The sequence below is a fragment of the Endothiovibrio diazotrophicus genome, assembly GCF_054657215.1.
The window spans coordinates 16,411-39,754 of record NZ_BAAHXB010000048.1 but is presented as its reverse complement, the minus strand read 5'-3'; the positions used below and the strand labels follow the sequence as shown (position 1 = coordinate 39,754).

Annotated in this window: 19 protein-coding genes and 1 pseudogene; 8 read left to right on the top strand and 12 right to left on the bottom strand. The window is 67.7% G+C overall.

Going from position 1 to position 23,344, the window contains the following annotated elements:
• Window positions 1–56: 56 nt before the first annotated feature.
• Window positions 57–500 (bottom strand): ribonuclease HI, encoded by a 444-nt coding sequence (gene rnhA / locus ACYQ2W_RS13250; protein WP_459867756.1) that lies wholly within the window; start codon window positions 498–500, stop codon window positions 57–59.
• Between the two features lie 103 nt (window positions 501–603).
• Entirely contained in the window at window positions 604–1,371 is a 768-nt protein-coding gene (locus ACYQ2W_RS13245; protein WP_459867753.1) for a methyltransferase domain-containing protein, read from the bottom strand.
• A gap of 106 nt (window positions 1,372–1,477) precedes the next feature.
• On the opposite strand from ACYQ2W_RS13245, the gene gloB reads away from it, so the two are divergent.
• The 3 genes from gloB to ACYQ2W_RS13230 all read left to right on the top strand — a co-directional run bounded on the left by gloB (window position 1,478) and on the right by ACYQ2W_RS13230 (window position 5,380).
• Complete coding sequence (gene gloB, locus ACYQ2W_RS13240) at window positions 1,478–2,251, top strand: hydroxyacylglutathione hydrolase (protein ID WP_459867750.1); 774 nt, start codon at window positions 1,478–1,480, stop codon at window positions 2,249–2,251.
• 2 nt (window positions 2,252–2,253) lie between these two features.
• The gene (locus ACYQ2W_RS13235; RefSeq protein ID WP_459867747.1) at window positions 2,254–3,912 is read left to right on the top strand and encodes a lytic transglycosylase; all 1,659 of its coding nucleotides are present in this window, start codon (window positions 2,254–2,256) and stop codon (window positions 3,910–3,912) included.
• A 484-nt stretch (window positions 3,913–4,396) separates the two neighbouring features.
• Window positions 4,397–5,380, top strand: a complete 984-nt coding sequence (locus tag ACYQ2W_RS13230) for a GGDEF domain-containing protein (RefSeq protein ID WP_459867744.1) — start codon at window positions 4,397–4,399, stop codon at window positions 5,378–5,380.
• A 231-nt stretch (window positions 5,381–5,611) separates the two neighbouring features.
• Here ACYQ2W_RS13230 and ACYQ2W_RS13225 read toward each other — a convergent pair whose 3' ends face one another.
• From ACYQ2W_RS13225 to queF, 10 genes and pseudogenes are all read right to left on the bottom strand, one after another.
• A complete protein-coding gene (locus tag ACYQ2W_RS13225) occupies window positions 5,612–5,923 on the bottom strand; it encodes a DUF6156 family protein (RefSeq protein ID WP_459867741.1) in 312 nt (103 codons plus the stop codon).
• The gene (locus ACYQ2W_RS13220; RefSeq protein ID WP_459867737.1) at window positions 5,923–6,285 is read right to left on the bottom strand and encodes a NifB/NifX family molybdenum-iron cluster-binding protein; all 363 of its coding nucleotides are present in this window, start codon (window positions 6,283–6,285) and stop codon (window positions 5,923–5,925) included. Before ACYQ2W_RS13220 ends, ACYQ2W_RS13225 begins: the two co-directional genes overlap by 1 nt.
• Before the next feature lie 200 nt (window positions 6,286–6,485).
• Entirely contained in the window at window positions 6,486–7,145 is a 660-nt protein-coding gene (locus ACYQ2W_RS13215; protein WP_459867734.1) for an endonuclease III domain-containing protein, read from the bottom strand.
• Window positions 7,146–7,330: 185 nt separating this feature from the next.
• Entirely contained in the window at window positions 7,331–8,506 is a 1,176-nt protein-coding gene (gene rluB, locus ACYQ2W_RS13210) for a 23S rRNA pseudouridine(2605) synthase RluB (protein WP_459867731.1), read from the bottom strand.
• A 182-nt stretch (window positions 8,507–8,688) separates the two neighbouring features.
• Window positions 8,689–9,453, bottom strand: a pseudogene (gene scpB / locus ACYQ2W_RS13205) (SMC-Scp complex subunit ScpB); the annotation flags it as partial.
• Between the two features lie 322 nt (window positions 9,454–9,775).
• Entirely contained in the window at window positions 9,776–10,543 is a 768-nt protein-coding gene (locus ACYQ2W_RS13200) for a segregation and condensation protein A (RefSeq protein WP_459867759.1), read from the bottom strand.
• A 211-nt stretch (window positions 10,544–10,754) separates the two neighbouring features.
• Entirely contained in the window at window positions 10,755–11,972 is a 1,218-nt protein-coding gene (locus ACYQ2W_RS13195; protein WP_459867728.1) for a tryptophan--tRNA ligase, read from the bottom strand.
• A gap of 19 nt (window positions 11,973–11,991) precedes the next feature.
• Entirely contained in the window at window positions 11,992–12,690 is a 699-nt protein-coding gene (locus tag ACYQ2W_RS13190) for a site-2 protease family protein (protein ID WP_459867725.1), read from the bottom strand.
• A gap of 273 nt (window positions 12,691–12,963) precedes the next feature.
• Window positions 12,964–13,584: an L-threonylcarbamoyladenylate synthase gene (locus ACYQ2W_RS13185; RefSeq protein WP_459867722.1), complete on the bottom strand. Its 621-nt coding sequence runs from the start codon at window positions 13,582–13,584 to the stop codon at window positions 12,964–12,966.
• 143 nt (window positions 13,585–13,727) lie between these two features.
• On the bottom strand, window positions 13,728–14,117 hold the full coding sequence (gene queF, locus ACYQ2W_RS13180; RefSeq protein WP_459867719.1) for a preQ(1) synthase: 390 nt from the start codon (window positions 14,115–14,117) through the stop codon (window positions 13,728–13,730).
• A gap of 395 nt (window positions 14,118–14,512) precedes the next feature.
• Here queF and smc point away from each other — a divergent pair, with 395 nt between their 5' ends.
• From smc to ACYQ2W_RS13155, 5 genes are all read left to right on the top strand, one after another.
• Window positions 14,513–18,016 carry a chromosome segregation protein SMC gene (gene smc / locus ACYQ2W_RS13175; protein ID WP_459867716.1) on the top strand — a complete coding sequence of 1,168 codons (3,504 nt, stop codon included), beginning with the start codon at window positions 14,513–14,515 and terminating at the stop codon, window positions 18,014–18,016.
• Window positions 18,017–18,289: 273 nt separating this feature from the next.
• Window positions 18,290–19,216: a cell division protein ZipA gene (gene zipA, locus ACYQ2W_RS13170; protein WP_459867713.1), complete on the top strand. Its 927-nt coding sequence runs from the start codon at window positions 18,290–18,292 to the stop codon at window positions 19,214–19,216.
• Between the two features lie 176 nt (window positions 19,217–19,392).
• Window positions 19,393–19,617, top strand: coding sequence for a ParD-like family protein (locus tag ACYQ2W_RS13165; RefSeq protein ID WP_459867710.1), 225 nt, complete (start codon window positions 19,393–19,395; stop codon window positions 19,615–19,617).
• A complete protein-coding gene (locus ACYQ2W_RS13160) occupies window positions 19,614–19,892 on the top strand; it encodes a type II toxin-antitoxin system RelE/ParE family toxin (protein WP_459867707.1) in 279 nt (92 codons plus the stop codon). The genes ACYQ2W_RS13165 and ACYQ2W_RS13160 overlap by 4 nt, the downstream gene beginning before the upstream one ends.
• A 323-nt stretch (window positions 19,893–20,215) precedes the next feature.
• A complete protein-coding gene (locus tag ACYQ2W_RS13155) occupies window positions 20,216–23,341 on the top strand; it encodes a DUF6603 domain-containing protein (protein WP_459867704.1) in 3,126 nt (1,041 codons plus the stop codon).
• The last annotated feature ends 3 nt before the right edge of the window (window positions 23,342–23,344 follow it).

Genomic DNA, 23,344 nt, shown 5'->3' with positions numbered 1-23,344 from the left:
CGGGGTGGCCCTGCTCAACGCCGGTGGACTCCAGCGCCGGTGGACGCCCCGTTTGCTTAGCGCAGCTCCGCGATGCCGCGGTTGGCGAGCTGGTCGGCCCGTTCGTTCTCGGCATGGCCGGTGTGGCCGCGGACCCAGTGCCAATCGACCTGATGGCGGCCGCAGGCGGCATCCAGGCGGCGCCACAGATCCTCGTTCTTCACCGGCGCCTTGCTGGCGGTCTTCCAACCGCGCTTCTTCCAGTTGTGAATCCACTGGGTGATCCCCTGGCGGACATACTGGGAGTCGGTGGTCAGCGCCACCTTGCAGGGGCGGGTCAGCGCCTCCAGGGCCATGATCGCGGCCATCAGTTCCATGCGATTGTTGGTAGTCGCGCGCTCGCCGCCGTAGAGCTCCTTCTCCTGCCCCTTGGCGCGCAGGATCGCCCCCCAGCCCCCCGGCCCCGGATTCCCCTTGCACGCCCCGTCGGTAAAGATCTCCACCTCATCCACTACAACCATCTCCAAACACAAGAGAAAAACGAACATCCAACGCTAAGGCGCCAAGACGCAAAGGGCGCAAAGATAACGCATTCCAAACTTCGCGTCCTTCGCCCCTTCGCGGTTAAGGCTCTTCTCTGTTGGCGCGGGTGGTGGGTTCGGCCAGGCCGCCGGGGACGAGGCCGCGGCGGGCGCGCCAGCGGGGGCGGATCGGGGTCAGCGGGATCACCCGCTTGCGCGCCACCAGCAGGTAGACCGCCGACAGCGGCGGCCACCAGCGCCCCCCCAGCCGCTCCATCACCCCCATCCGCTTGAGCAGCACCGGGCTGTTGATCGGCGGCCGGTAGAAGAGGTGCTCGGTCAGCTCCACCCGGAAGCCGAGCAGCGCCAGCCAGTCCTTCACCCGCTGCGGCGAGAGAAAGCGCCCGCTCCACGGTGCCTCCCGCCGACGCAGCAGGTGACGCGCCCCCCACAACCCCCACGGATTGAATCCCACCAACACCAGGTGCCCTTCCGGGATCAACACCCGGTAGGCCTCGCGCAGCACCTCGTGGGGGGCGTCGCAGAACTCCAGCGTGTGGGGCAGCAGGGTGACGCCGACGCTGTCGCCGGCCAACGGCAGCCGCTCCGGCACCGCCAGCAGGCCACCTCGCCCCGCCCCCCCCGCGGAGTCGGGCTCCACCACCACCCGGTGGGGGGCGATGCAGCGGCGCAGCAGATCCGCCTCGCCGAGATCACCCAGCTGCACCGCGTGGTAACCGGAGAGCGACCCCAGGGTGGCGTCGAGCCGCGCCTGCTCGGCGGCCAGCAGCGCCGCCCCCAACGGCCCGGCGAACCAGCGGACGAGGGCCTGGCGGTCGGCGGAACGGTCGCGAGGAGAAGGTCTTTTCATGCCGCAAGTGTACTGCACCGGGAAAACCCTGGCTTCATCAGCATCCGCTGTTTGACCCATCCCCGCCGATACGCGAGAATTAACCGGATTTTGTCCGGAACATCTTATGCTTACCGTCACCTCTCTCGACGCTTTCGAGGACAACTACATCTGGCTGATCCGCCGCGGGGACGACCCCGCGACGGTGCTGGTGGACCCCGGCGACGCCGATCCGGTGATGGAGGCGGTGGCCCGCGACGGCATCCGCCCGGTGGCGATCCTGCTCACCCACCACCACGGCGACCACACCGGCGGCGTGGGCGAATTGGTGGAGCGGTTCAGGGTACCGGTCTACGGCCCGGTCCACGAGCGCATTCCCGCCTGCGACCACCCCCTCGGCGACGGCAACCGCGTCACCCTCGCCGAGATCGACGCCACCTTCGAGGTGCTGGAGCTGCCGGGCCACACCCGCGGCCACCTCGCCTACTACGGCCACGACCGGCTGTTCTGCGGCGACACCCTGTTCACCGGCGGCTGCGGCCGGCTGTTCGAGGGCAGTGCCGAACAGATGCACGCCTCCCTCGCGCGGATCGCCGCCCTGCCGCCGCAGACCGCGATCCATTGCGCCCACGAATACACCCTGGCCAACCTCGCCTTCGCGCAGGTGGCCGAACCGGGGAACCGGGAGACCGCCGAACGGCTGGAGGCGGCCCGCGCCGCCCGCGCCGCCGGCCGTCCCACGGTCCCCTCCACCCTGGAGCTGGAGCTGCGCACCAACCCGTTCCTGCGCAGCGCCGACCCCGACCTGATCGCCGCCGCCGAACGCTTCGCAGGCCACCGGCTCACCACCGGAGCGGAAGTGTTCGCCACCGTTCGCCACTGGAAGGACACCCTGGATTGACCATGTCGACACGCCCCCTTGCCGCCCTCCTGCTGTCGCTGCTGATCACCGCAGGATGCACCAGCCAAACCGCCCGCCTCGACCTCCCCTACCGCCCGGACCAGCCGGCCGTCGCCGCGACGCCGCAGGACCTGTCCGGGGAGCAGGACGCCGGGACCAACGTCGCCGACGCCGCCCGGCCCGACGCCGATGACACCCGGCCCGCCGAAGCGGCCGCGGCGCCGACCGACGACCTGTGGGAGCGCATCCGCGCCGGCTTCCAACTGCCCGTCGGCGACGACCGGCGCACCGCCATGGAGCTGAAGTGGTACGCCCGCCACCCCAAGTTCATGGAGCGCACCACCGAACGGGCCGAGCCCTTCCTCTACCACATCGTCGAGGAGGTTGAGCGGCGCGGCATGCCCACCGAGCTGGCCCTGCTGCCAGTGGTGGAGAGCGCCTTCCAGCCCTTCGCCTACTCCCACGGCCGCGCCGCCGGGCTGTGGCAGTTCATCCCCGGCACCGGCAAGCGCTTCGGCCTGAAGCAGAACTGGTGGTACGACGGCCGCCGCGACGTGATCGAGTCGACCCGCGCCGCGCTCGACTACCTGGAGTACCTGCACAACGAGTTCGACGGCGACTGGCTGCTCGCCCTGGCCGCCTACAACTCCGGCGAGGGCAACGTCGAGAAGGCGTTGCGCAAGAACCGGCGCAAGGGGCTGCCCACCGACTTCTTCAGTCTCGACCTGCCCCGCGAGACCGAAGGCTACGTGCCCAAGCTGCTCGCCATCCGCAGCCTGGTGGCCGACCCGGCCGCCCACGGCCTCGCCCTCCAGCCCATCGCCAACGAGCCGCAGATCACCACCATCGACACCGGCACCCAGATCGATCTGGCGCTCGCCGCCGAGATGGCCGATCTGTCGCTCGAGGAGATCTACCGCTACAACCCCGGCTACAACCGCTGGGCCACCGACCCCGCCGGCCCCCACCGCCTGACCCTGCCGGTGGAGAGTGCCGAGGCCTTCAAGGAGCAGCTCGCCGCCTACCCGGCCGATCAGCGGGTGAAGTGGCAGCGCCACAAGATCCGTTCCGGCGAGGCGCTCTCCACCATCGCCCGCCACTACCACACCACCACCGCGGTGCTGCGTCAGGTCAACCGCCTGCGCGGCAACGCCATCCGTGCCGGCGAGCACCTGATCATCCCCACCGCCGTGAAGTCCCTCGACCACTACGCCCTGAGCCAGGAGCAGCGGCTGAAGCAGACCCAGAACCGCAAGCGCAAGGGGACCCGCCAGGAGTACGTGGTACGGAACGGCGACACCCTGTGGGACATCGCACGCAAGTACAAGGTCTCCCACCGCAGCCTCGCCAAGTGGAACGGCATGGCGCCGCGCGACCCGCTCAAGCCGGACCGCACCCTGGTGGTATGGACCAAGGCCCCGAGCAAGGCGGGCGACGTGGTGGTCTCCGGCAACGGCGCCGCGCTGACCGGCGAGACCCGGCGCAAGATCCGCTACACCGTCCGCCGCGGCGATTCGCTGTCGCGCATCGCCGGCCGCTTCAAGGTCTCCGTTTCCGACCTCAAGCGCTGGAACGCCGGCCTCACCCACGTCAAGTACCTGCAACCGGGCCAGCGTCTCACCGTCCACGTCGACGTCACCCGCCAGGCCGGCAACATCTAGGATTTTTCCGCCCCGCCCGCACCGGGCGGCGCCGTTGGCGCGCCCGGTGCGGGCGGGGCGGAAAAATCCTTGTTTGGGAAATCGTTGCTGCACGGCCTGCGGCCGTAGGGACTTGGGCGACCTTTTCCGAAGAGCGAACGTAGGGTGGATAAGCGACAGCGCATCCACCAATACGGAGGCGCCCCCCGACGAGGATCGCCCTATCCAGCATACGACCGCTTATCCGCCCTACGGCGCTTCCGCATCCAACACGGCCGAAAAGTCCCGCCACCAAAACGGATTTCACCCCCCAAAATTATCAAAGGATTTTTTCTCCCCCACGGGTGCGGGCGCGCCGCAGGCGCAAACCGAACCGGCGGGGGAGAAAAAATCCTTTGATTAGGGAATCAGGAAAACCTAATATTCATGGACTACCCCCCCAGCACCTCCTGCGTGAACCCGCGTCCTGTAGGAACCAATAAACGATAATCGGAGCCCACGGAGCATGGAGTCCGCCGTCACCGACGCCGCCGCCACCGACCCTGCCGAGCGCGCGACACCGATCCGCGTCGGCATCGTCGGCGGCGGCCGCGGTGGCAGCGCGCTGCTCGACGTGCTGCTCCACACCCCCGCCGCCGAGGTGGTGGCGATCTGCGACCTGGACCCCAACGCCGCCGCCATGGGGCTCGCCCGCCACCATGGAATCCCCACCTACGGCAAGATCGAAATCCTGATCGAACGCCACCCCCTCGACTGGCTGCTCAACGTCTCCCACGCCTCGATCACCCAGCGCCACCTGCTCTCGCGCACCCTCAAGGCGGTGACCGTGGTCGACGGCGCCACCGCCGAGCTGATCTGGCGGGTGCTGCTGGAGACCCACGGCTACATCGAACAGGCCGACAACCGCCACGAGGCCGACACCCTCCACGCCCTGGCCTGGCGGCTGATCCGCCACATCGTCGACTCCCAGCAGCAGCTCCAGCAGGAGCTCACCGGCATCGCCTTCCGCGACCCGCTGACCGGCCTCTACACCCGGCGCATGCTGATGGACTTCCTCGACCGCCAGGTGAAGGCCGCCCGCCGCCACGACCACCCGCTGTCGGTGGTGCTCGCCGACATCGACCACTTCAAGCTGGTCAACGACACCTTCGGCCACGACGCCGGCGACCGGGTGCTGCGCGAGCTGGGGGAACTGCTGAGCAAGATGGTCCGCTCCTCCGACCTGGAGGCGCGCCTCGGCGGCGAGGAGTTCGCGGTGATCCTCCCCTTCACCGACCGCAGCGAGGCGGCCATGTTCGCCGAGCGGGTGCGCGAGAAGGTGACCACCGCCCTGCACCGTCCCGACGGCCAACCGCTGACCTTGAGCCTCGGCGTCGCCACCCGCGCGCCCGGCGAAAACGTCGACGCCCCGACGCTGCTCAGCCGCGCCGACGAGGCACTCTACCGCGCCAAGGCCGGCGGCCGCGACCGGGTCGAACTCGAGGAGTGAGTTTCGTTCTTCGTAAGCTCGTGCTCAACGCGGAGAACGTGGAGGCGCAAAGGCGCGGAGAAGAGGTTATCGGGCGCCCCGCAAAACGAAACCGCCCTGCCTTCGGACACGCCATGGCGCCCGCGGGGTGCCCTATAGAAACGCCCCCCGGGGCGAATCAGCCCCAAAAACTCTGCGTTCTCCGCGTCTCTGCGCCCTCCGCGTTGGACACGAGCGCCGAGGAAGAACCCATCACCCGCTCTGCGCGGTCACCTGCCCCTGCTCGTCGTACTCGATCACCCGCGTCTCGTCGCACTCGTCGGTGATCTCGGCCCGGCTCAGCGTGCCGTTGGCGTGGTACGTATAGCGGTGTTCCATCTCCAGTTCGCCGTAGACCACCTTGCGCACCACCAGCAGCCGCTCCTGGCCGTCAAATCGCGCGCTGAAGTAGGTGTTGCGGTTGCGCACCTCATCGTCGTTCAACGGCGAAACCAGTTTCAGCGGCAGCTGCACCCCGGTGTAGCTGAGAAAATAGCGCCAATCCCCCTCCTCCTCTGCGCTCATCACCAGCTACTCCCGTTGGTCGGGGCACCATGCAGCGCCCGTTCGCCATACCACTTCATCAGGGACATCTCGATCTCCTCCCAGGGGTAGTCGCTCACCGCGTCGATACCGATGGCCGCCAGCTTGTCGCGGGGACCGTCGCCGATCCGCGCCACGAAGACCGCCGTGCAATCGGCGATGCACTCCATGATCCGCGCCAGGGCGCCGCCGTCGCCGCGCTGGCCGTGGCAGTAGTGGTCCACCGCGCGGCTCTCCAGCTGGGCGCACTGGAGGTGGTCCAGGTTGTAGACCAGGAACCGGGTGGCGTGGCCGAAGTGCTCGTCGATGGCGACCCCGGAACGACTTGCGACGGCAACCAACATGCCGACTCTCCTCAACACGGTAAGCGGAAAAGGACGAAGGCCGTCGGGATCGCGACATTGGGCCGATGCCCACGCGACAAGACGCCATCGTCCGCTTGGAAAAACAATCGGTTGGACCGCAACGGCGGTTGCAGTCGGGTAGGCATGGCAAGTTTCGGACCGGCCAGGAGTCACCGGAAAGACGGCGCGCGCGCCACGCCCTATGGACCGGTGCAGCGCCTGCGCAGCGCGCACTCGGCGCACCGGGGCTTCGGTCGGCAGAAATCCTTGCCGTGATTGACGATCAAGGCGTGATATTCGTTGAACATCGCCACCTCCGGCGGCAGATGCCCTTCGAAGAACCGTCGCCACTCTTCGTAATGCTCGTTTGGGGCCCCAAGCCCCAAACGAGTGAAGATGCGCCGGGTATAGGCATCGATGACGAAGACCGGCCGCTCGAAGGCGTAGAGCACGATATCGTCGGCGGTCTCCGGACCGACGCCGTTGACCGCCAGCAGCGCCTCGCGCAGCGGTGCGGTCTCCCGCTGACGAAGCGCCTCGAACCCGCCATTCTCGACATACCAGGCACAGAAGCTCTTCAGCCGCTTCGCCTTGACGTTGAAGTAGCCGGAGGGGCGAATCCACTCCGCCAACTCGTCGTGGGGGGCGTCGAGAATCGACGCCGCATCGAGCTTGCCGTGGGCGACCAGATTGGCAATCGCCCGCTCGACGTTGGACCAGGCGGTGTTCTGGGTGAGCACGGCGCCGACCATGATCTCGAAGGGGGTCTCGCCCGGCCACCAGTGCTGCGGGCCGTGCTGGGCGAGGAGGGTGTCGAAGACCTGACGGAGACGTTTCGAGGTGGCTGCTTTGGCAAGCATGGCACGACGGCTTCACGGGAAGTAGGGCGGATTAGCGTAGCGTAATCCGCCGGAACGAAGGCACCGCCGATGAGGAGGTCCGCCACCCCTTCCGATCACGTTGCGCCGGATACCCTCCGAACGACCGGAAGACGCCGTCAGCAACGGCGCCCTCGAAACGGCGGATACGCCAACGCCAATCCGCCCTACGGCGCACGCTTGCGGCGACGGATGCCGCTGCGCTCCGGCTGCTGTTCCGGCTCCAGGCCGGCGGCGTGGAGCAGCTGGTTGCGCTCCGGATAGTTGGCCTGCCGATAGCGCCCCGCACGCAGTTCGCGCGGCAGGGTGATCGGCCCGAAACGGATGCGGATCAGCCGGCTGACGGTGACCCCGCGGGACTCCCACAACCGGCGCACCTCGCGGTTGCGCCCCTCCTTGATCACCACGTGGTACCAGTGGTTGGCCCCCTCGCCGCCGGCGTCCTTGATCCGCTCGAAGCGGGCGGGACCGTCCTCCAGCTCCACCCCCTGCTCCAGCTCGGTGATGGTCTCCGGCGCCACCTCGCCGAGCACGCGCACCGCGTATTCGCGCTCGATCTCGGTGGAGGGGTGCATCAGCCGATGGGCCAGCTCGCCGTCGGTGGTGAAGATCAACAGCCCGGCGGTGTTGAGATCGAGGCGGCCGACGTTGACCCAGCGCCCACCCTGCTCCGGCCGCGGCAGGCGGGAGAAGACCGTGTCGCGCCCCGCCTCGTCGCTGCGTGAGACCACCTCACCCTCCGGCTTGTGGTAGATCAGCACCTGGCGCGGCGCCCCCTCCAGCCGTTTGGTGGAGAGGCGGCGGCCATCGAGGCGGATCAGCTCGTCGCCGTGGACGCGGGTGCCGAGGGTGGCGATGATGCCGTCGACGCTGATCCGTCCCTCGGCGATCCACCCCTCGATCTCACGCCGCGAGCCGTAGCCGCCGCCGGCGAGCACCTTCTGCAGCCGCTCACCCGCCCCCTCGTGCCCGTCACCGCGGGAAGGGCGGCGCTTGGGGGCCGCGCCGCGGGGCGGGCGCCGGCCATCGTGGGCCCGCTGCGGCTGGCCGCCGCCCGCCCCACCCCGGCGACCGGCGTGCTTGCCGGCGGGCCTGCCGTGGCCGCCGCCCTCTTCACCCGCGCCCCGCTCGCCCTGTCCGGCGCCGTGATGGCGTCCCCCGTGGGACTTTCCACCCTGCGGCTTGCCGCCCCGCCCCTTGGGCCCGGGCGCCTCCCGCCCCTCCCCTTCGGCGGGCCGCTCGTTGCCGAGGGTGAGGGTGGCGCGCTTCTTCTTCGCCGGCCGGCCGCGGGTCGTCGGGGCGGGACGCCCCTTGCCACGGGGGGGGGATCTACGTTCGTTCATGGTCAGGCGCCCTCTTTGGCGGGATCGATGCCGCCCGGCTCGTCCATCGGCCGATCGGCATCCGGTTCGGTCTCGTCACTCACCTCATCCGTCTCCGATGAGGCCGTCTCCGCGATCGGCGCGAACACCTCCTCGGCCACCGCGCCCTCGTCCACCTCGCCGCTTTCATCATCGAGCGGCGGCTCATCGACAGGAGGAGCCTCCTCACCCGCCGCTGCCCCGGAACCCGATTCCGCAGACCCACCGCCATCCTGCGTAGAATCATTGGCGGAAACGGCCTCAGCCGTTTCCGCTTCGATCACGCCCTGCTCCACCAGCTCGGCGCTGATCTGCTCCAGATCGCGCAGCTCGGCCAGGGTCGGCAGTTCGGCCAGGCTCTTCAGGTTGAAGTAGTCGAGGAACTGGCGGGTGGTGGCGTACATGGCGGGGCGGCCGGGCAGCTCCTTGTGCCCCACCACCCGCACCCACTCGCGCTCGAGCAGGGTCTTGACGATGTTGCTGGAGACCGCCACGCCGCGGATGTCCTCGATCTCGGCGCGGGTGATCGGCTGGCGGTAGGCGATCAACGCCAGGGTTTCGAGCAGCGCGCGGGAGTATTTGGGCGGCCGCTCCTCCCACAGCCGGGAGACCCACGGCACGTACCCCTCGCGCACCTGGAGACGGAAGCCGGAGGCGACCTCCTTCAGCTCGAAGGCGCGGACCTCGTAGTCGGCGGCCAGTTCGGCCAGGGCCTGGCGCACGGCGTCGCGGATCGGGGTGCTCGCCGTCTCCTCGCCCTCGTCGCTTTCGGCCGCCTCGACCTCCGCCGCGGTCTCATCGGCGCTCGTCTCCTCGCCCTCCTCGGCCGGCCGATCGGCGAGCAGCGCCACCAGCTGGCTCACCGTCATCGGTTTGGCGGCGGCCAGCAGGATCGCTTCGAGGATGTTCTTGAGAGGGGGCTGTTGCATGGGTATCGAGATTGCCAGTCGGTCGAAGAGGCCGGTAAAACCGGGCCGGGGATTATACCGCGGGCGTAGGTCGGCGATACCTCGCCGACGTGAACGGGGGCAGCGGGGCGTGAACACCACACGCCTTGCCGAACGCATCGTTCCGCTCGGAAAGTTCAAACGGACATTCAGACATCGGTGCCCCCGTTTGCGTCGGCGCGGTAGCGCCGACCTACGGGTCCGGAAACGAGGGTGGTAAACCCGAAAATCTCTTTCACATTCGTGAAAGCGCGCAACGGCGAGCGAACGGGCAAGCCCTGCCGTAACACACCGGCGCCCCGGATCATCCCTCCGGCAACGCCCCGCGCGCTTTCACGTGGATCGGCCCGAAAAGCTCATTCTGCACCATCTCCACCAACTGCTCCTTGATCAGTTCGAGCACCGCCAGGAAGGTGACCACCACCCCCATCCGTCCCTCCTCCACGTCGAACAGCAGGGAGAACTCGGTGAAGCGGTCGGTACCGAGGCGGCCGAGCACGTCGGCCATCCGCTCGCGCACCGACAGCGCCTCGCGCTGCACCTGGTGGCTGGTGAACAGCTCCGCGCGGGAGAGCACGTCCTTGAGCGCCCACAGCAGCTCCTTCAGCTCCACGTCGGGGTGGCGGCGCATCGCCTGGCGCGGCGGCGGCTCGGCGGCGGCCTGCTGGAAGTCGCGGCCGATCCGCGGCAGTTCGTCGATCTCCTCGGCCGCCTTCTTGAAGCGTTCGTACTCCTGGAGTCGGCGGATCAGCTCGGCCCGCGGGTCCTCCTCGTCCTCCGCCTCCACCGGGCGGGGCAGCAGCATCCGCGACTTGATCTCGGCGAGCATCGCCGCCATCAGCAGATACTCGGCGGCCAGCTCGAAGCGCATCTCCTGCATCACCTCGATGTACTCCATGTACTGGGCGGTGATCTGGGCGATGGGGATGTCGAGGATGTCGATGTTCTGCTTCTTGATCAGGTAGAGCAGCAGATCGAGCGGCCCCTCGAAGGCCTGCAGGAACACCTCCAGGGCATCCGGCGGGATGTAGAGATCCTGCGGCAGCTTGCTGCGCGGCAGCTCCTCGCCCATCACCCGCGCGATCGCCGCCTCCGCCGCCACGACCGCGGGATGGACCTCCTGCTGCTGCTCTACTGCCGGCTCGTTCACCCGCGACCACCAGAAAAAGAATTTTGTCCGCAAATGAACGCAAATGAACGCAGATAAAGAGAAGAAATAGTATTTCTTCTTCTCTTCTTCCATTCGCGTTCATTTGCGTTCATTTGCGGACGACTCTTCCTCTTCAACGGTAGCTGATGCCCATCACTTCGCGGACCTCGTCCATGGTGTCGCGGGCGACGTCGCGGGCGGCCTCGGAACCCTCGGCGATGATCGAGCGCACCAGGTGGGCGTTCTCCGCGTATTCGCGGGCGCGCTCCTGGATCGGCGAGAGTTCGGTGAGCACCGCGTCGACCACCGGCTGCTTGCAGTCGAGACAGCCGATCGAGGCGGCCTTGCACCCCTCCTGGACCCACGCCTTCACCTCGTCGTCGGAGTAGACCTCGTGGAGCTGCCACACCGGGCAGTTGGCCGGGTCGCCCGGATCGTTGCGACGCACCCGCGCCGGGTCGGTGGGCATGGTGCGCAGCCGCTGCGCCACGTCCTTGGGGTCGTCACGCAGGGCGATGGTGTTGTGGTAGGACTTGGACATCTTCTGCCCGTCGAGCCCCGGCATCTTCGAGGCCTTGGTGAGCAGCGCCTGGGGCTCGGGCAGAATCACCCGGCCGCCCCCTTCCAGGTAGCCGAACAGCCGGTCGCGATCGCCCAGCGAGAGGTTGGCGTTGCCGTCGACCAGCGCCTGCCCCTCGCGCAGCCCCGCCTCGTCGCCCTCCTCCTGGTAGCGGCGGCGCAGCTCGCGGTAGAGCTTGGCGTTCTTCTTGCCCATGCCCTTGATCGCCGCCTCCGCCTTCTCCTCGAAATCGGGCTCGCGCCCGTAGAGGAAGTTGAAGCGGCGCGCCACCTCGCGGGTCAGCTCGACGTGGGCCACCTGGTCCTCGCCCACCGGCACCATCCCCGCCTTGTAGATGAGGATGTCGGCCGACTGCAGCAGCGGATAGCCGAGGAAGCCGTAGGTGGCGAGATCGCGCTCCTTGAGCTTCTCCTGCTGGTCCTTGTAGCTGGGCACCCGCTCCAGCCAGCCGAGCGGGGTGCACATGGAGAGCAGCACGTGGAGCTCGGCGTGCTCCGGCACCTTGGACTGGATGAAGAGCTTGGCGGCGTTGGGGTTGACCCCGGCGGCGAGCCAGTCGATCACCATCTCCCAGACATGGGCATTGATGTTCTGCGGCTCGTCGTAGTGGGTGGTCAGTGCGTGCCAGTCGGCGACGAAGAAGAAGCAGTCGTACTCGTGCTGCAGCTTGATCCAGTTTTTCAGCACCCCGTGGTAGTGGCCCAGGTGGAGGCGGCCGGTGGGGCGCATGCCGGAGAGTACGCGCTGGTGTTGGCTAGGAACGGCGTTCAAGAGTCTTCCCCAAGAGTCATCAATGCATCAAAAAGGCGATCACGGCGCTGAGCTGCTGGGGCTCCAGCCCCGCTACCCCCGCCAGGGCGGCCAGCAGCAGCGACACCGGCGGCCACAGGATCTCGCTCAGCAGGCCGGTGGCGAGCAGCGCCAGGAGGATAAGGAAACCGTAGGGCTCGATCCGCCCGAAGTGGTAGGCGGCGCGGCCGGGCAGCAGGCCGGTGAGCACCCGTCCGCCGTCGAGCGGCGGCAGCGGCAGCAGATTGAGCACCATCAGCAGGGTGTTGATGAACACCCCGGCGACACCGACGTAGATCAGGAAGCGCACCGCGCCGCCCACCGGCTCGCCGGCGGTGGAGAGGCCGAAATGCACCACCAGCGCCCAGAACAGCGCCATCAGCAGATTGGAGAGCGGCCCGGCGGCGGCCACCAGGGCCATGTCGCGCTTCGGCTGGTGCAGGTTGCGGGTGTTGATCGGCACCGGCTTGGCCCAGCCGAAGAGAAAACCGCCGAGCATCAGCAACAGTCCCGGCACCAGGATGGTACCGAGGGGATCGATGTGCTTGAGCGGATTGAGGGTCAATCGGCCGAGCATCTCGGCGGTGTGATCGCCGAGACGCCGCGCCATCCACCCGTGGGCGGTCTCGTGGACGGTGATCGCAAACAGCACCGGCAGCGCCCAGACCACGATCCGTTGAACAAGGCTTAGCTCTTCCATCGGCGGATTATACCGTTTTCGAAGAAGAAGATTTGTCCGCAAATGAACGCGAATGCACGCAAATGGAAGAGAAAATGGGAGCTTTCATGGTGTTTCCGAGTGCATTTTTGAAGTTACGTTCATTTTCCGCTTCGCTTCAGTTGAGTAGGGACGAGGCGCACCAGCTTCTACGGGGTGGTGCGCCTCGTCCCTCGGCACACCCTACACAACCCACAACCTCTTCATTCTTTTAATTTGCGTTTATTCGCGTTCATTTGCGGACAAATCTTCCTCTTATTCAAGGAACGAAGCGTCGCCCTTGCCGTGGCGGGTGATCTGCGGCTCGCCCTCGTCGAGGTGGATCACCGTGGTCGGCTCGAGATCGCAGTAGCCGCCGTCGATCACCAGGTCCACCCGGTTGCCGACGGTGTCGCGGATGTCGTAGGGATCGACCGGCGGATACTCCTCACCGGGCAGCATCAGGGTGGTGGAGAGCAGCGGCTCGCCCAGCTCCACCAGCAGCGCCCGGGCGATGGCGTTGTCGGGGATGCGGATGCCGATGTGGCGTCGCTTCTGGTTCATCACCCGCCGCGGCACCTCGTGGGTGGCGTTGAGGATGAAGGTAAAGGGGCCGGGGGTGAGCTGCTTGATCAGCCGGTAGGCGGTGTTGTCCACCTTGGCGTAGGTGGCCACCTCGGAGAGGTCGGAACACATCAGGGTGAACTTGTGCTTGTCGTCGAGCCGGCGCAGGGCGCGGATGCGGTCGAGCGCATCCTTGTCGCCGATATGGCAGCCGAGCGCGTAGCACGAATCGGTGGGATAGACGATCACCCCGCCGTCGCGCACCACGTCCACCGCCTGCCGCACCAGCCGCGCCTGCGGATTCTCCGCATGAATCTGAAAAAACTGGCCCATCTAGATAAAGCCTCGAAGAAGAACATTTGTCCGCAAATGAACGCAAATGCACGCAAATGAAAGAGAAAATCAGATTATTGATTCCTCTTCATTTCTTCTTATTTGCGTTTATTCGCGTTCATTTGCGGACAACTCTTCTGTATTTAAGGGAGGGTCACCGGCGCGGGCGGGGTCCACGAGGGGTCGCGGTGCTCGGCGATGACGTTGGTGTAGATGCCGCCGCGGACGTTGAATTCGGCGGTCACGCGCATGAAGTTGGGAGCGCAGGCGGCGACGAAGTCGTCGAGCATCCGGTTGGTCACGTCCTCGTGGAACGCCCCCTCCTCGCGGAAGCTCCACATGTAGAGCTTGAGCGACTTCAGCTCGATGCAGCGCGCGTTGGGTACGTAGTCGATGTGTATTTGGGCGAAGTCCGGCTGGCCGGTCTTGGGGCAGAGACAGGTGAACTCCGGAACCCGGATGCGGATGGTATAATCGCGCCCCGGCCGGGGGTTGTCGAAGGTTTCGAGATCCTTGCTGGGTTTCGTGGACATCGGCGTTCGCGGCTCATAAACGGTTGAGTGAAGCGGACAATTTTACCACCTTCCCATCGCCGGGACAGACCTTTCGGGCACCTCCCGTGGGGGCAATCCGAAACGGCGTCGAAGAGGAAAAATGGACAGGATTAACAGGATTTTTCAGGATTTACAGGCCAGACGGCACACGTTGTAGGAGCGGCCCCCAGGCCGCGATGGGGCGGAGTGCCGAACCTCGACGAGCCGGTGGCGGTAATCGGAGAGGGCGTCATCGCGGCCTAGGGGCCGCTCCTACAGCGAGACCACACCGCCAAATCCAAACCCGAGAAACACCTGTAAATCCTGAAAAATCCTGTTAATCCTGTCCATTTTCTCTTCCGCCCCGCCACCGCCCCCAATACCAACTACCCCCAATGAAGCTCACCAAGATCAAACTGGCCGGGTTCAAGTCCTTCGTCGACCCGACCACCATCCCCATCCCCAGCAACCTGGTCGGCATCGTCGGCCCCAACGGCTGCGGCAAGTCCAACACCATCGACGCGGTGCGCTGGGTGATGGGCGAGACCTCCGCCAAGCACCTGCGCGGCGAGTCGATGGCGGACGTCATCTTCAACGGCTCCAACTCCCGCAAGCCGGTGGGCCAGGCCTTCGTCGAACTGATCTTCGACAACAGCGACGGCGCCGCCGGCGGCCAGTACGCCCACTACGGCGAGATCTCGGTCAAACGCCTGGTCACCCGCGACGGCCAGTCCAACTACTACCTCAACGGCACCAAGTGCCGGCGGCGCGACATCACCGACATCTTCCTCGGCACCGGCCTCGGACCGCGCTCCTACGCGATCATCGAGCAGGGGATGATCTCGCGGGTGATCGAGGCCAAGCCCGAGGAGCTGCGCTCGTTCTTCGAGGAGGCGGCCGGCATCTCCAAATACAAGGAGCGCCGCCGCGAGACCGAGAACCGCATCCGCCACACCCGCGACAACCTCGACCGCCTCAGCGACCTGCGCGAAGAGCTGGACAAGCAGCTCAGCCGCCTGGAGCGCCAGTCGGCCACCGCCGAACGCTATAAGGGGTTGAAGCAAGAGGAGCGGGTGCTGAAGGCGGAGCTGCTGGCGCTGCGCTACCGCGCGGTGGATGGCGATGCCAACGCCCGCCAGCAGAAGATCAACGGACTGGAGACCGCCCTGGAGGCGGCGCTGGCCGCCCAGCGCGGCTACGAGAGCGCCATCGAGAAGGAGCGCGACGCCCACACCGAGGCCACCGACAGCCTCAACGTGGTGCAGGGGCGCTTCTACGGCGTGGGCGCGGAGATCGCCCGGGTCGAGCAGGCGATCCAGCACAACAAGGAGCTGAAGCGGCGCCAGGAGCACGAGCTGGAGCAGGCCGAACGGGCGTGGGGCGAACTGCACGCCCATATCGAGCGCGACCGCGCCCAGTTGGAGGAGCTGACCGCCGCGCTGGCGGAGGACGAGCCCGCGCTGGAGCTGGCGCGCGCCGCCGAGGAGGCCTCCGGCGAGGCCCGCATTGGGGCCGAAGAGCGGATGCAGGCGTGGCAGGAGGCGTGGGACGACTTCAACCGCCGCGCCGCCGAACCGACCCAGACCGCCCAGGTGGAACGCTCGCAGATCGAGCACATGGAGCGGCAGATGGAGCGCCAGCGCCAGCGCGCCGACCGCCTCGACGAAGAGCGCGGCCGGCTCGCCGACGAAGGGCTCACCGAGGAGATCGAGGAGCTGGCGCTGGCCGAGGCGGAGGGCGAGGAGCAGGCCACCCGCCTCCAGGAGGAGCTGGTCACCGCCCAGGAGGAGGGCCGCCGGCTGCGCGACGAGAACCGCGAGCTGGCCACCCGGCTGGATGGCCAGCGCGGCGAGCTGCAGACTGCCCGCGGCCGCCTCGCCTCGCTGGAGGCGCTGCAACAGGCGGCCCTCGGCAAGGGCTCGAAGAAGATCAGCGAGTGGCTCAAGCGCCAGGGCCTCACCGACGCCCCGCGACTGGCCCAGCACCTGAAGGTGGAGGGCGGCTGGGAGCGGGCGGTGGAGACCGTGCTCGGCGGCTCCCTGGAGGCGGTCTGCGTCGACGGCTTCGACGCGGTGAGCGCGGTGCTGGAGAGCCTGGAGGGCGGCACGCTGACCTTCTTCGACACCACCACGCCCTCGCCCGCGGCAGGCGAGGGCGATTGGCTGGCGGCGAAAGTGAGTGGTGACTACGCCGCCGGCGCGCTGCTCGCCGGGGTGCGCACCGCCGCCAGCCTGGAGGCGGCGCTGGCCCTGCGCGGCGGGCTGGCCGCCCACGAGTCGGTGATCACCCCCGAGGGGATCTGGCTCGGCCCGAGCTGGCTGCGGGTGGCCCGCGACGCCGATGAACATGCCGGCGTGCTCGCCCGCGAGCAGGAGATCAAGGAGCTTTCCGCCCGCACCGAGGCGTTGCAGGCGGCCATCGACGAGCTGACCGCCCAGCGCGACGAGGGACGTGCCCGCGTGCAGACGCTGGAGGAGCGGCGCGATTCCTTACAGAAAGAGGCCCACCAGGCGGGCCGCCGCCACGCCGAGGTCCGCTCCCAGCTCTCCGCCCGCCGCGCCCGCCTGGAGCAGCACGAGAACCGCATCCGCAACCTGGCCTCCGAGCGCGAGGAGGTGGAGCAGCAGCTCGGCCGCGACCGCGAGGAGCTGGAGAACTCGCGCATGCGCCTGCAGGAGGCGCTGGCCGAGATGGAAGTGCTCGCCCAGCAGCGCGACGAGCTGACCGGCGAGCGCGACCGCCTGCGCCAACTGCTCGAAGAGGTGCGCGACAAGGCGCGCGGCGACCGCGACTCGGCCCATCAACTGGCGATCCGGGTGGAGCAGCGGCGCACCCAGCGCAACGCCACCGAGCAGAACCTCGGGCGCATGGACGAGCAGATCGCCACCCTGGCCGAACGGCGCGAGGAGCTGCGCCTCACCCTCAGCGAGGGGGAGGAGCCGGTGCTGGAGATGGAGGCGGAGCTGGAGGAACTGCTCGCCCGCCGGGTGGAGGCGGAGACCGCGTTGAACGACGCGCGCAAACACGTCGAGACGGTGGACCACGAACTGCGCCGCCTGGACCAGGACCGCCACGGCGCCGAGCGGCGGGTGCAGGAGGTGCGCGGCCAGTTGGAGCAGGCGCGCATCAATGCCCAGGAGCTGAAGGTGCGCCGCCAGACCCTGGAGGAGCAGTTGGCGGAGACCGACTACCAGCTCGACGAGCTGTTCCAGCGGCTACCGGAGCAGGCCGACATCCCCACCTGGGAGCAACGGGTCGAGGAGGTGGGCCAGCGCATCAGCCGCCTCGGCCCGATCAACCTCGCCGCCATCGACGAGTTCAAGGAGCAGCAGGAGCGCAAGACCTACCTGGATGCGCAGAACGCCGACCTGGAGGAGGCGCTGAAGACCCTGGAGGGGGCCATCGCCAAGATCGACCGCGAGACCCGCGCCCGCTTCAAGGAGACCTTCGACCAGGTCAACGCCGGCATCAAGGAGCTGTTCCCGCGGCTCTTCGGCGGCGGCCAGGCGTTCCTCGAACTGACCGGCGAGGACCTGCTCGACACCGGCGTCTCGGTGATGGCCCGCCCGCCGGGCAAGAACATCCGCTCGATCCACCTGCTCTCCGGCGGCGAGAAGGCGCTCACCGCGGTGGCGCTGGTGTTCTCCATCTTCGAGCTGAACCCGGCGCCGTTTTGCATGCTCGACGAGGTGGACGCGCCGTTGGATGATGCCAACGTCGGCCGCTTCTCCCAGTTGATCAAGGAGAAGTCCGACAAGGTGCAGTTCATCTTCATCACCCACAACAAGGTGACCATGGAGATCGCCGACCAGCTCTGCGGCGTGACCATGCACGAGCCGGGCGTCTCGCGGCTGGTCTCGGTGGACGTCGAAGAGGCGGCCAAGCTGGCGGCGATGTGATGGCGGAGAGCATCTCCACGAATGGACTCAACCGCAAAGGGACAACCGTCAAAGCCGTTGAATCGCGGATTTCGCCGATGAACGCAGATTCAATGATTGAAAAATCCGCGCAAATCTGCGAAATCTGCGGTTGATCTCTTGAATCCGTATGGACCGACTGAACTCCTTCGACCGATGAACGTCCATAGACGCGAAAGGCAGCGCAATCTCTTCCCCTGTTCGCGTCTGTTTGCGTTCAATTGCGGACCACTCTTCTCTTAAACCGGTGCAACCGTGAGCGACGAATTCGATCCCAATCTGCTGCGTATGATCCTCGCCGGCGTCGGCGTGGTGGTGGTGCTCGCTGTCTACCTGTGGAGCCGCGGGCGCAGGAACGCGCGCAACGGCGGACGCTTCGAGGAGGAGCTGCCGCCCGGCGCCCTGGAGAACATGGAGGGGCTGACCCGCGAGATCGTCGAACCCGACGACGAGCTGCTCGCCCGCGAGGCCGCCGCCCTCGGCGCCGAGATGGCCTACCGGCACGGCGACACACCTGCCGAGGCCCCCTACGAGGAGGACTACGACGACCTCCCGCCGCCGCCCCGCGAAGAGCCGCCGCGCCGCCCAACGCCGCCGGCGGAACCGATGCCGCCGCGGGAAGCGCCGCGTGCCGCCCCGCCGCCGCCGACCCCGCAACCGAAGCCCCAGCCGGTGATGCGCATCGAGGATCCGGAGGCGGGCGAAGAGGAGGAAGAGGAGCCCTACCAGGGCGAGGAGAAGATCATCCCCCTGCACATCACCGCGCCGAAGGAGCTGGTCTTCACCGGCAGCGGCGTGCTGCGCGCGGTGGAGGAGACCGGCATGGTCTTCGGCGAGCTGGAGATCTTCCACCGCCACCTCGACGGCAAGCGCAAGCCGATCTTCAGCCTCGCCAACATGGTCAAGCCGGGCTCCTTCGATCTCGACGAGATGGAGGAGTTCACCACCCCCGGCATCACGCTCTTCATGCGCCTGCCCAACCCCCTCGGCGGCATCGCCGCCTTCGACGAGATGTACGGCGCCGCCCAGCGCATCGCCGGCATCCTCCACGGCGAGGTGCGCGACCCCAGCCGCGACCTGATGAACCGCCAGGTGGCCGAACACCTGCGCGAACAGATCCGCGAGTTCACCCGCAAGCAGAGGCTGGCGCAGGTGGGGAGTTCGTTCGCCGAGAGGAAATGACCGCCGCGGTACACCAACGCGCCGAAGCCTCTACCAGCCTCTGCTAATTTTTGGGGGGGCTATAGGGCGGGCCGCGCCCGCCGCGGCGGTGGGCAAGACCACCGATCGCCACACCACCACGCATCTTTCAACGGAGATCGCTACAATTGTGGTAACCCACCCACCAGGAATACCTCATGAGCACCTCCGTCCGCATCGACGACACCCTGATCGAACAGGCCCGCGCTGCCGCCAAGGCCGAATTCCGCACCGTCCAGGGACAGATCGAATTCTGGGCCAAGGTCGGTCGCGCCGCCCTCGACAACCCCGACCTGCCGGCCAGTTTCATTGCCGAAAGCCTGATGGCAATGGCCGAGCCCCGCGAAGAGGCCACCCCCTTCACCCCCCGCAGCAAAAAATGAGCTGGGAAGTCCGCCAGACCCGACGCTTCACCCGCGCCTACAAAAAACTCCACGACAACGTCGCCGCCGACGTGGACGAAGCGGTGGAGAAAATCGCCGACCATCCGGACATCGGCGAGAAGAAGCGGGGCGACCTATCCCATCTCCACGTCTACAAGTTCCACAGCCAGAATCAACTCTGGCTGCTGGGCTACAGCCTCGAAGAGGAGATCCGCCTGATCTACCTCGAAGCGGTCGGCCTCCACGAAAACTTCTACCGCGACCTGAAACACTGACCCGATCGCTTACCGCCCTCACCGCCCACCACGATCCCCGCCCGGCCCCAACAGCGCCGGAAAATCCACCTCCGCCCCCCCCACCATCCGATGGGCCGCCCCGTCCAAATGGACGGTTCGCGGGGCGATTACGGATCGCTAACATGGCTCCCGAAGTTCGACCGGTGAGTCACACTCCCCCGCCCGGACCAACCAAACGGTCGGCAGCAAAACGCGGCGACCGCCGCTCGCCACTCCACCCCAACTCACCATCACAACGACAACCGTGAGCACCCGCCTCCCGAACCCCGCGGGGGGGTCACGATCCGCAACCGGAGCCGGACATGAAAACTGGAGCCGATATCGAGAGCGTCGTCGAGCAGTACCTCAGCCACGGGAAACTATCCCTTCCGGCAAAGAACAACCTGGACTCGAGCGCACTCTCGGCGATCATCACCCTCTATTTCGGCGGCGAAATCAGCGCCGACGGGGTGGTTCTCAACGCCGCGAACGATTCGTTGTCGATCGACAACGTTCAACTCGGCACATCGGGTTTTTCGTTCTATTCGGCAACCGATTCCGTAACGGCGAGCCTCACCTTCACCGCCGGCAGCGATCTGGCCGATACCGCCATCGCCATCGTCATCACCCTGCCGGCCGCCTACCGTCTCTCGGAGAGCTTTTCCGGCCTCGCCGGCCTGCCCGGATTCGGCCTCGACGGTCTCGATCTCGAAACCGTCACCCTGACCATCGATTCCCAACAGGGCACCACCACGGCAGCGTTCTCCGCAACCGTCGATAGCGCCGCGTCGACCACCCTGAGCGGAACCTACGCCCCGGCGAGCGGCAGCCTGTTCCTGAAGTTGCAGAGCGGCTCGACGACGCAGGCCTACGCGACCATCGCCACCGTGGGCGACGGTTGCGGAACCTTCTTCGGGCTGTCGACCCCGCAGAGCCTCTCGCTGACCTCGCTGCCGCTGGTCGGGAGCGCCCTGGAGAGGCTCTCCGTCGCCGCCCTGGAGGGCTTCTCGATCCTCGCCGCCGACACCGCGATCAGCGCCACCTGGGCCGCCGCCCTGATCAAGCTGATCCCCACGGACTACCCCGCCCCGCCCTCCTCCGGCCTGTCGAAGGGGGGGACGCTGACCTCGACGCTGGACCTCGGCGGCATCACCCGACCGCTCACCCTGTCGTTGGCCGCATCCTCCCCGGCGTCCTCCCCGGCGGGCGACGGAACGGCGCAAAGCGACGCGCAGGGCGCCGCCAGCGCAACCGACAACCCGCTCTGGTACGACGTCGAAAAGAGCTTCGGCCCGGTCGACATCCAGAAGATCGGCGTGACCTACCAGGACGGCGCGCTGTGGGCGCTGCTCAACGCCTCGCTGACCGCCGGACCGCTGACCATCGCCCTCCAAGGGCTGGGGGTCGGCACACCGCTGACCACGGTCGCCCCCGAGTACCGCTTCGGCGGCGCCGACCTGACGTTGAACGTGCAGGCCGCCACCGCCAGCGGCGGCCTGGTCGGCACCCTCGACCCGCTCGACCTGTGCGGCGAAATCCTGTTCACCGGCAGCGCCTTCTCCCTCGGCGCGCTGGCGGGCTTCGAGCTGTCGGGGGAGACCCCCTCGCTGTTCGCCTACGGGACGGTCAGCGGCGACTTCGGCGGCCCGCCCTCCTTTTTCGTCAAGGGCATCGCGCTCGGCTTCGGCCTCAACCGCGCCCTGGTGATCCCGCCGGTGGCCGACGTCGGTCGCTTCCCACTGGTGCAGTGGGCGATGGGCCAGGGGACGCCGAGCGCCACGCCGGGCAGCGACCCCTCCCAACAGATCGCCGACACCCTGGCGACGCTGACCGACGCGGGCGCCCTGGCGTCGGCGCGAGGCAGCTTCTGGGGGGCGGCCGGCATCCGTTTCACCTCCTATGAAGTGGTCGACAGCTTCCTGCTCGCCGCCTTCGCGCGCGGCGGCGGCGGCGGCGAGGAGATCGACCTCCTCGGGGTATCGACCCTGACCCTGCCGCCGGGCGCCTCCTCCCCGGTGGTCAACGCCGTGCTCCAACTGGAGGCGAGCATCGCCCCCGCCGGCGGCTCCCTTTCGATCCTCGGCCAGTTGGAGAGATCCTCCTACCTCTTCGACCCCTCGGCCCATCTGAGCGGCGGCTTCGCCTTCTGCATCTGGTACGGCGGCGCCGAGCAGGGTCAATTCCTGATCACCATCGGCGGCTACAACCCGGCCTTCACCCTACCGGCCTACTATCCGGCGGTCCCGCGGATCACCCTGGATTGGCACGTCGACGACGACACCCGCATCACCGGCACGCAGTATTTCGCCATCACCTCCTCCGCGATCATGGCGGGGGGGACGCTCAGCGCCACCTGGAAGTCGGGGCCGATCAAGGCGTGGTTCAAGGTGGCCGCCGACTTCCTGATGACCTACAAGCCGTTCCACTACTACCTGGCGGCCAGCTGCCAGCTGGGCTGCTCGGTACGGGTCTCGCTGCTGTTCACCCACGTCACCCTCGACTTCCACCTCGGGCTCGGCCTCGAACTGTGGGGGCCGTCGCTGTCGGGCAAGGTCCACGTCCACCTGTCGGTGATCTCCTTCACCATCGGCTTCGGCAGCGCCGGGCAAAACAACGACACCACACTCCCCTGGTCGCAGTTCGTCGCCGAGATGCTGCCGGGCGGCGCCGGCGACCCAGCGGCCGAACGCCTGCCCGCGACCACCTCCGCCTCACCGCCGCACGCCGTGGTCCGGCTCCAGGTCACCGACGGCGCGCTGAAACCGCTGGCGGGAGCGGTCGGCTACCTGATCTCCCCCGAGGCCTTCGGCCTGCAACTGGAGAGCGCGATCCCGATCAAGACCTACCGCTTCGCGCCGGGCGCCGAGGTATCGGTAACCGAGCCGGCGAGCTACGACAGCGGCTTCGGTGTCGGGCCGGTGGGCCTGGCGGGAGCGGCCTTCACCTCCGACCTGGTGGTCACCCTGACCGATACGGAGGGCGCCCTGTTCACCGCGACGCCGATCGTACGCAACGTCCCCGCCGCCCTCTGGCAGACCAAGACGTTCGACGCCCACGGCGTCCCCCAGACCGACCCGATCAACGACGCGGTGGTCGCCGACTGCCTGGTCGGCTGGGAGCTGAGCGCGACCCTGCCGCCCACGACCGCGCCGCTGGTGGTGGAGAAGGGCTATCTCGAACAGACCACCTACGGCACCGCCAACGACGCCTACAGCGCCCCGGTGACGCCCCCCTCCGGCGTGGCGGTCAGCGGCAGCGTCACCACCACCATCGTCGGTGCGACGGCGAGCGCGAACCGCGCGGCCCTGCTGGCGGCGATCAATCGAACGGCATCGGCCGCGGTCACCGCACAGCCCTCGCTCGCCGGCCTCGCCGATGCGAGCGCCCCCGCCGCATTCACCGCCCCACCCCAAAGTTGCCTGCTGGGCGGCACGGCGCAGGCCGCCTGAGGA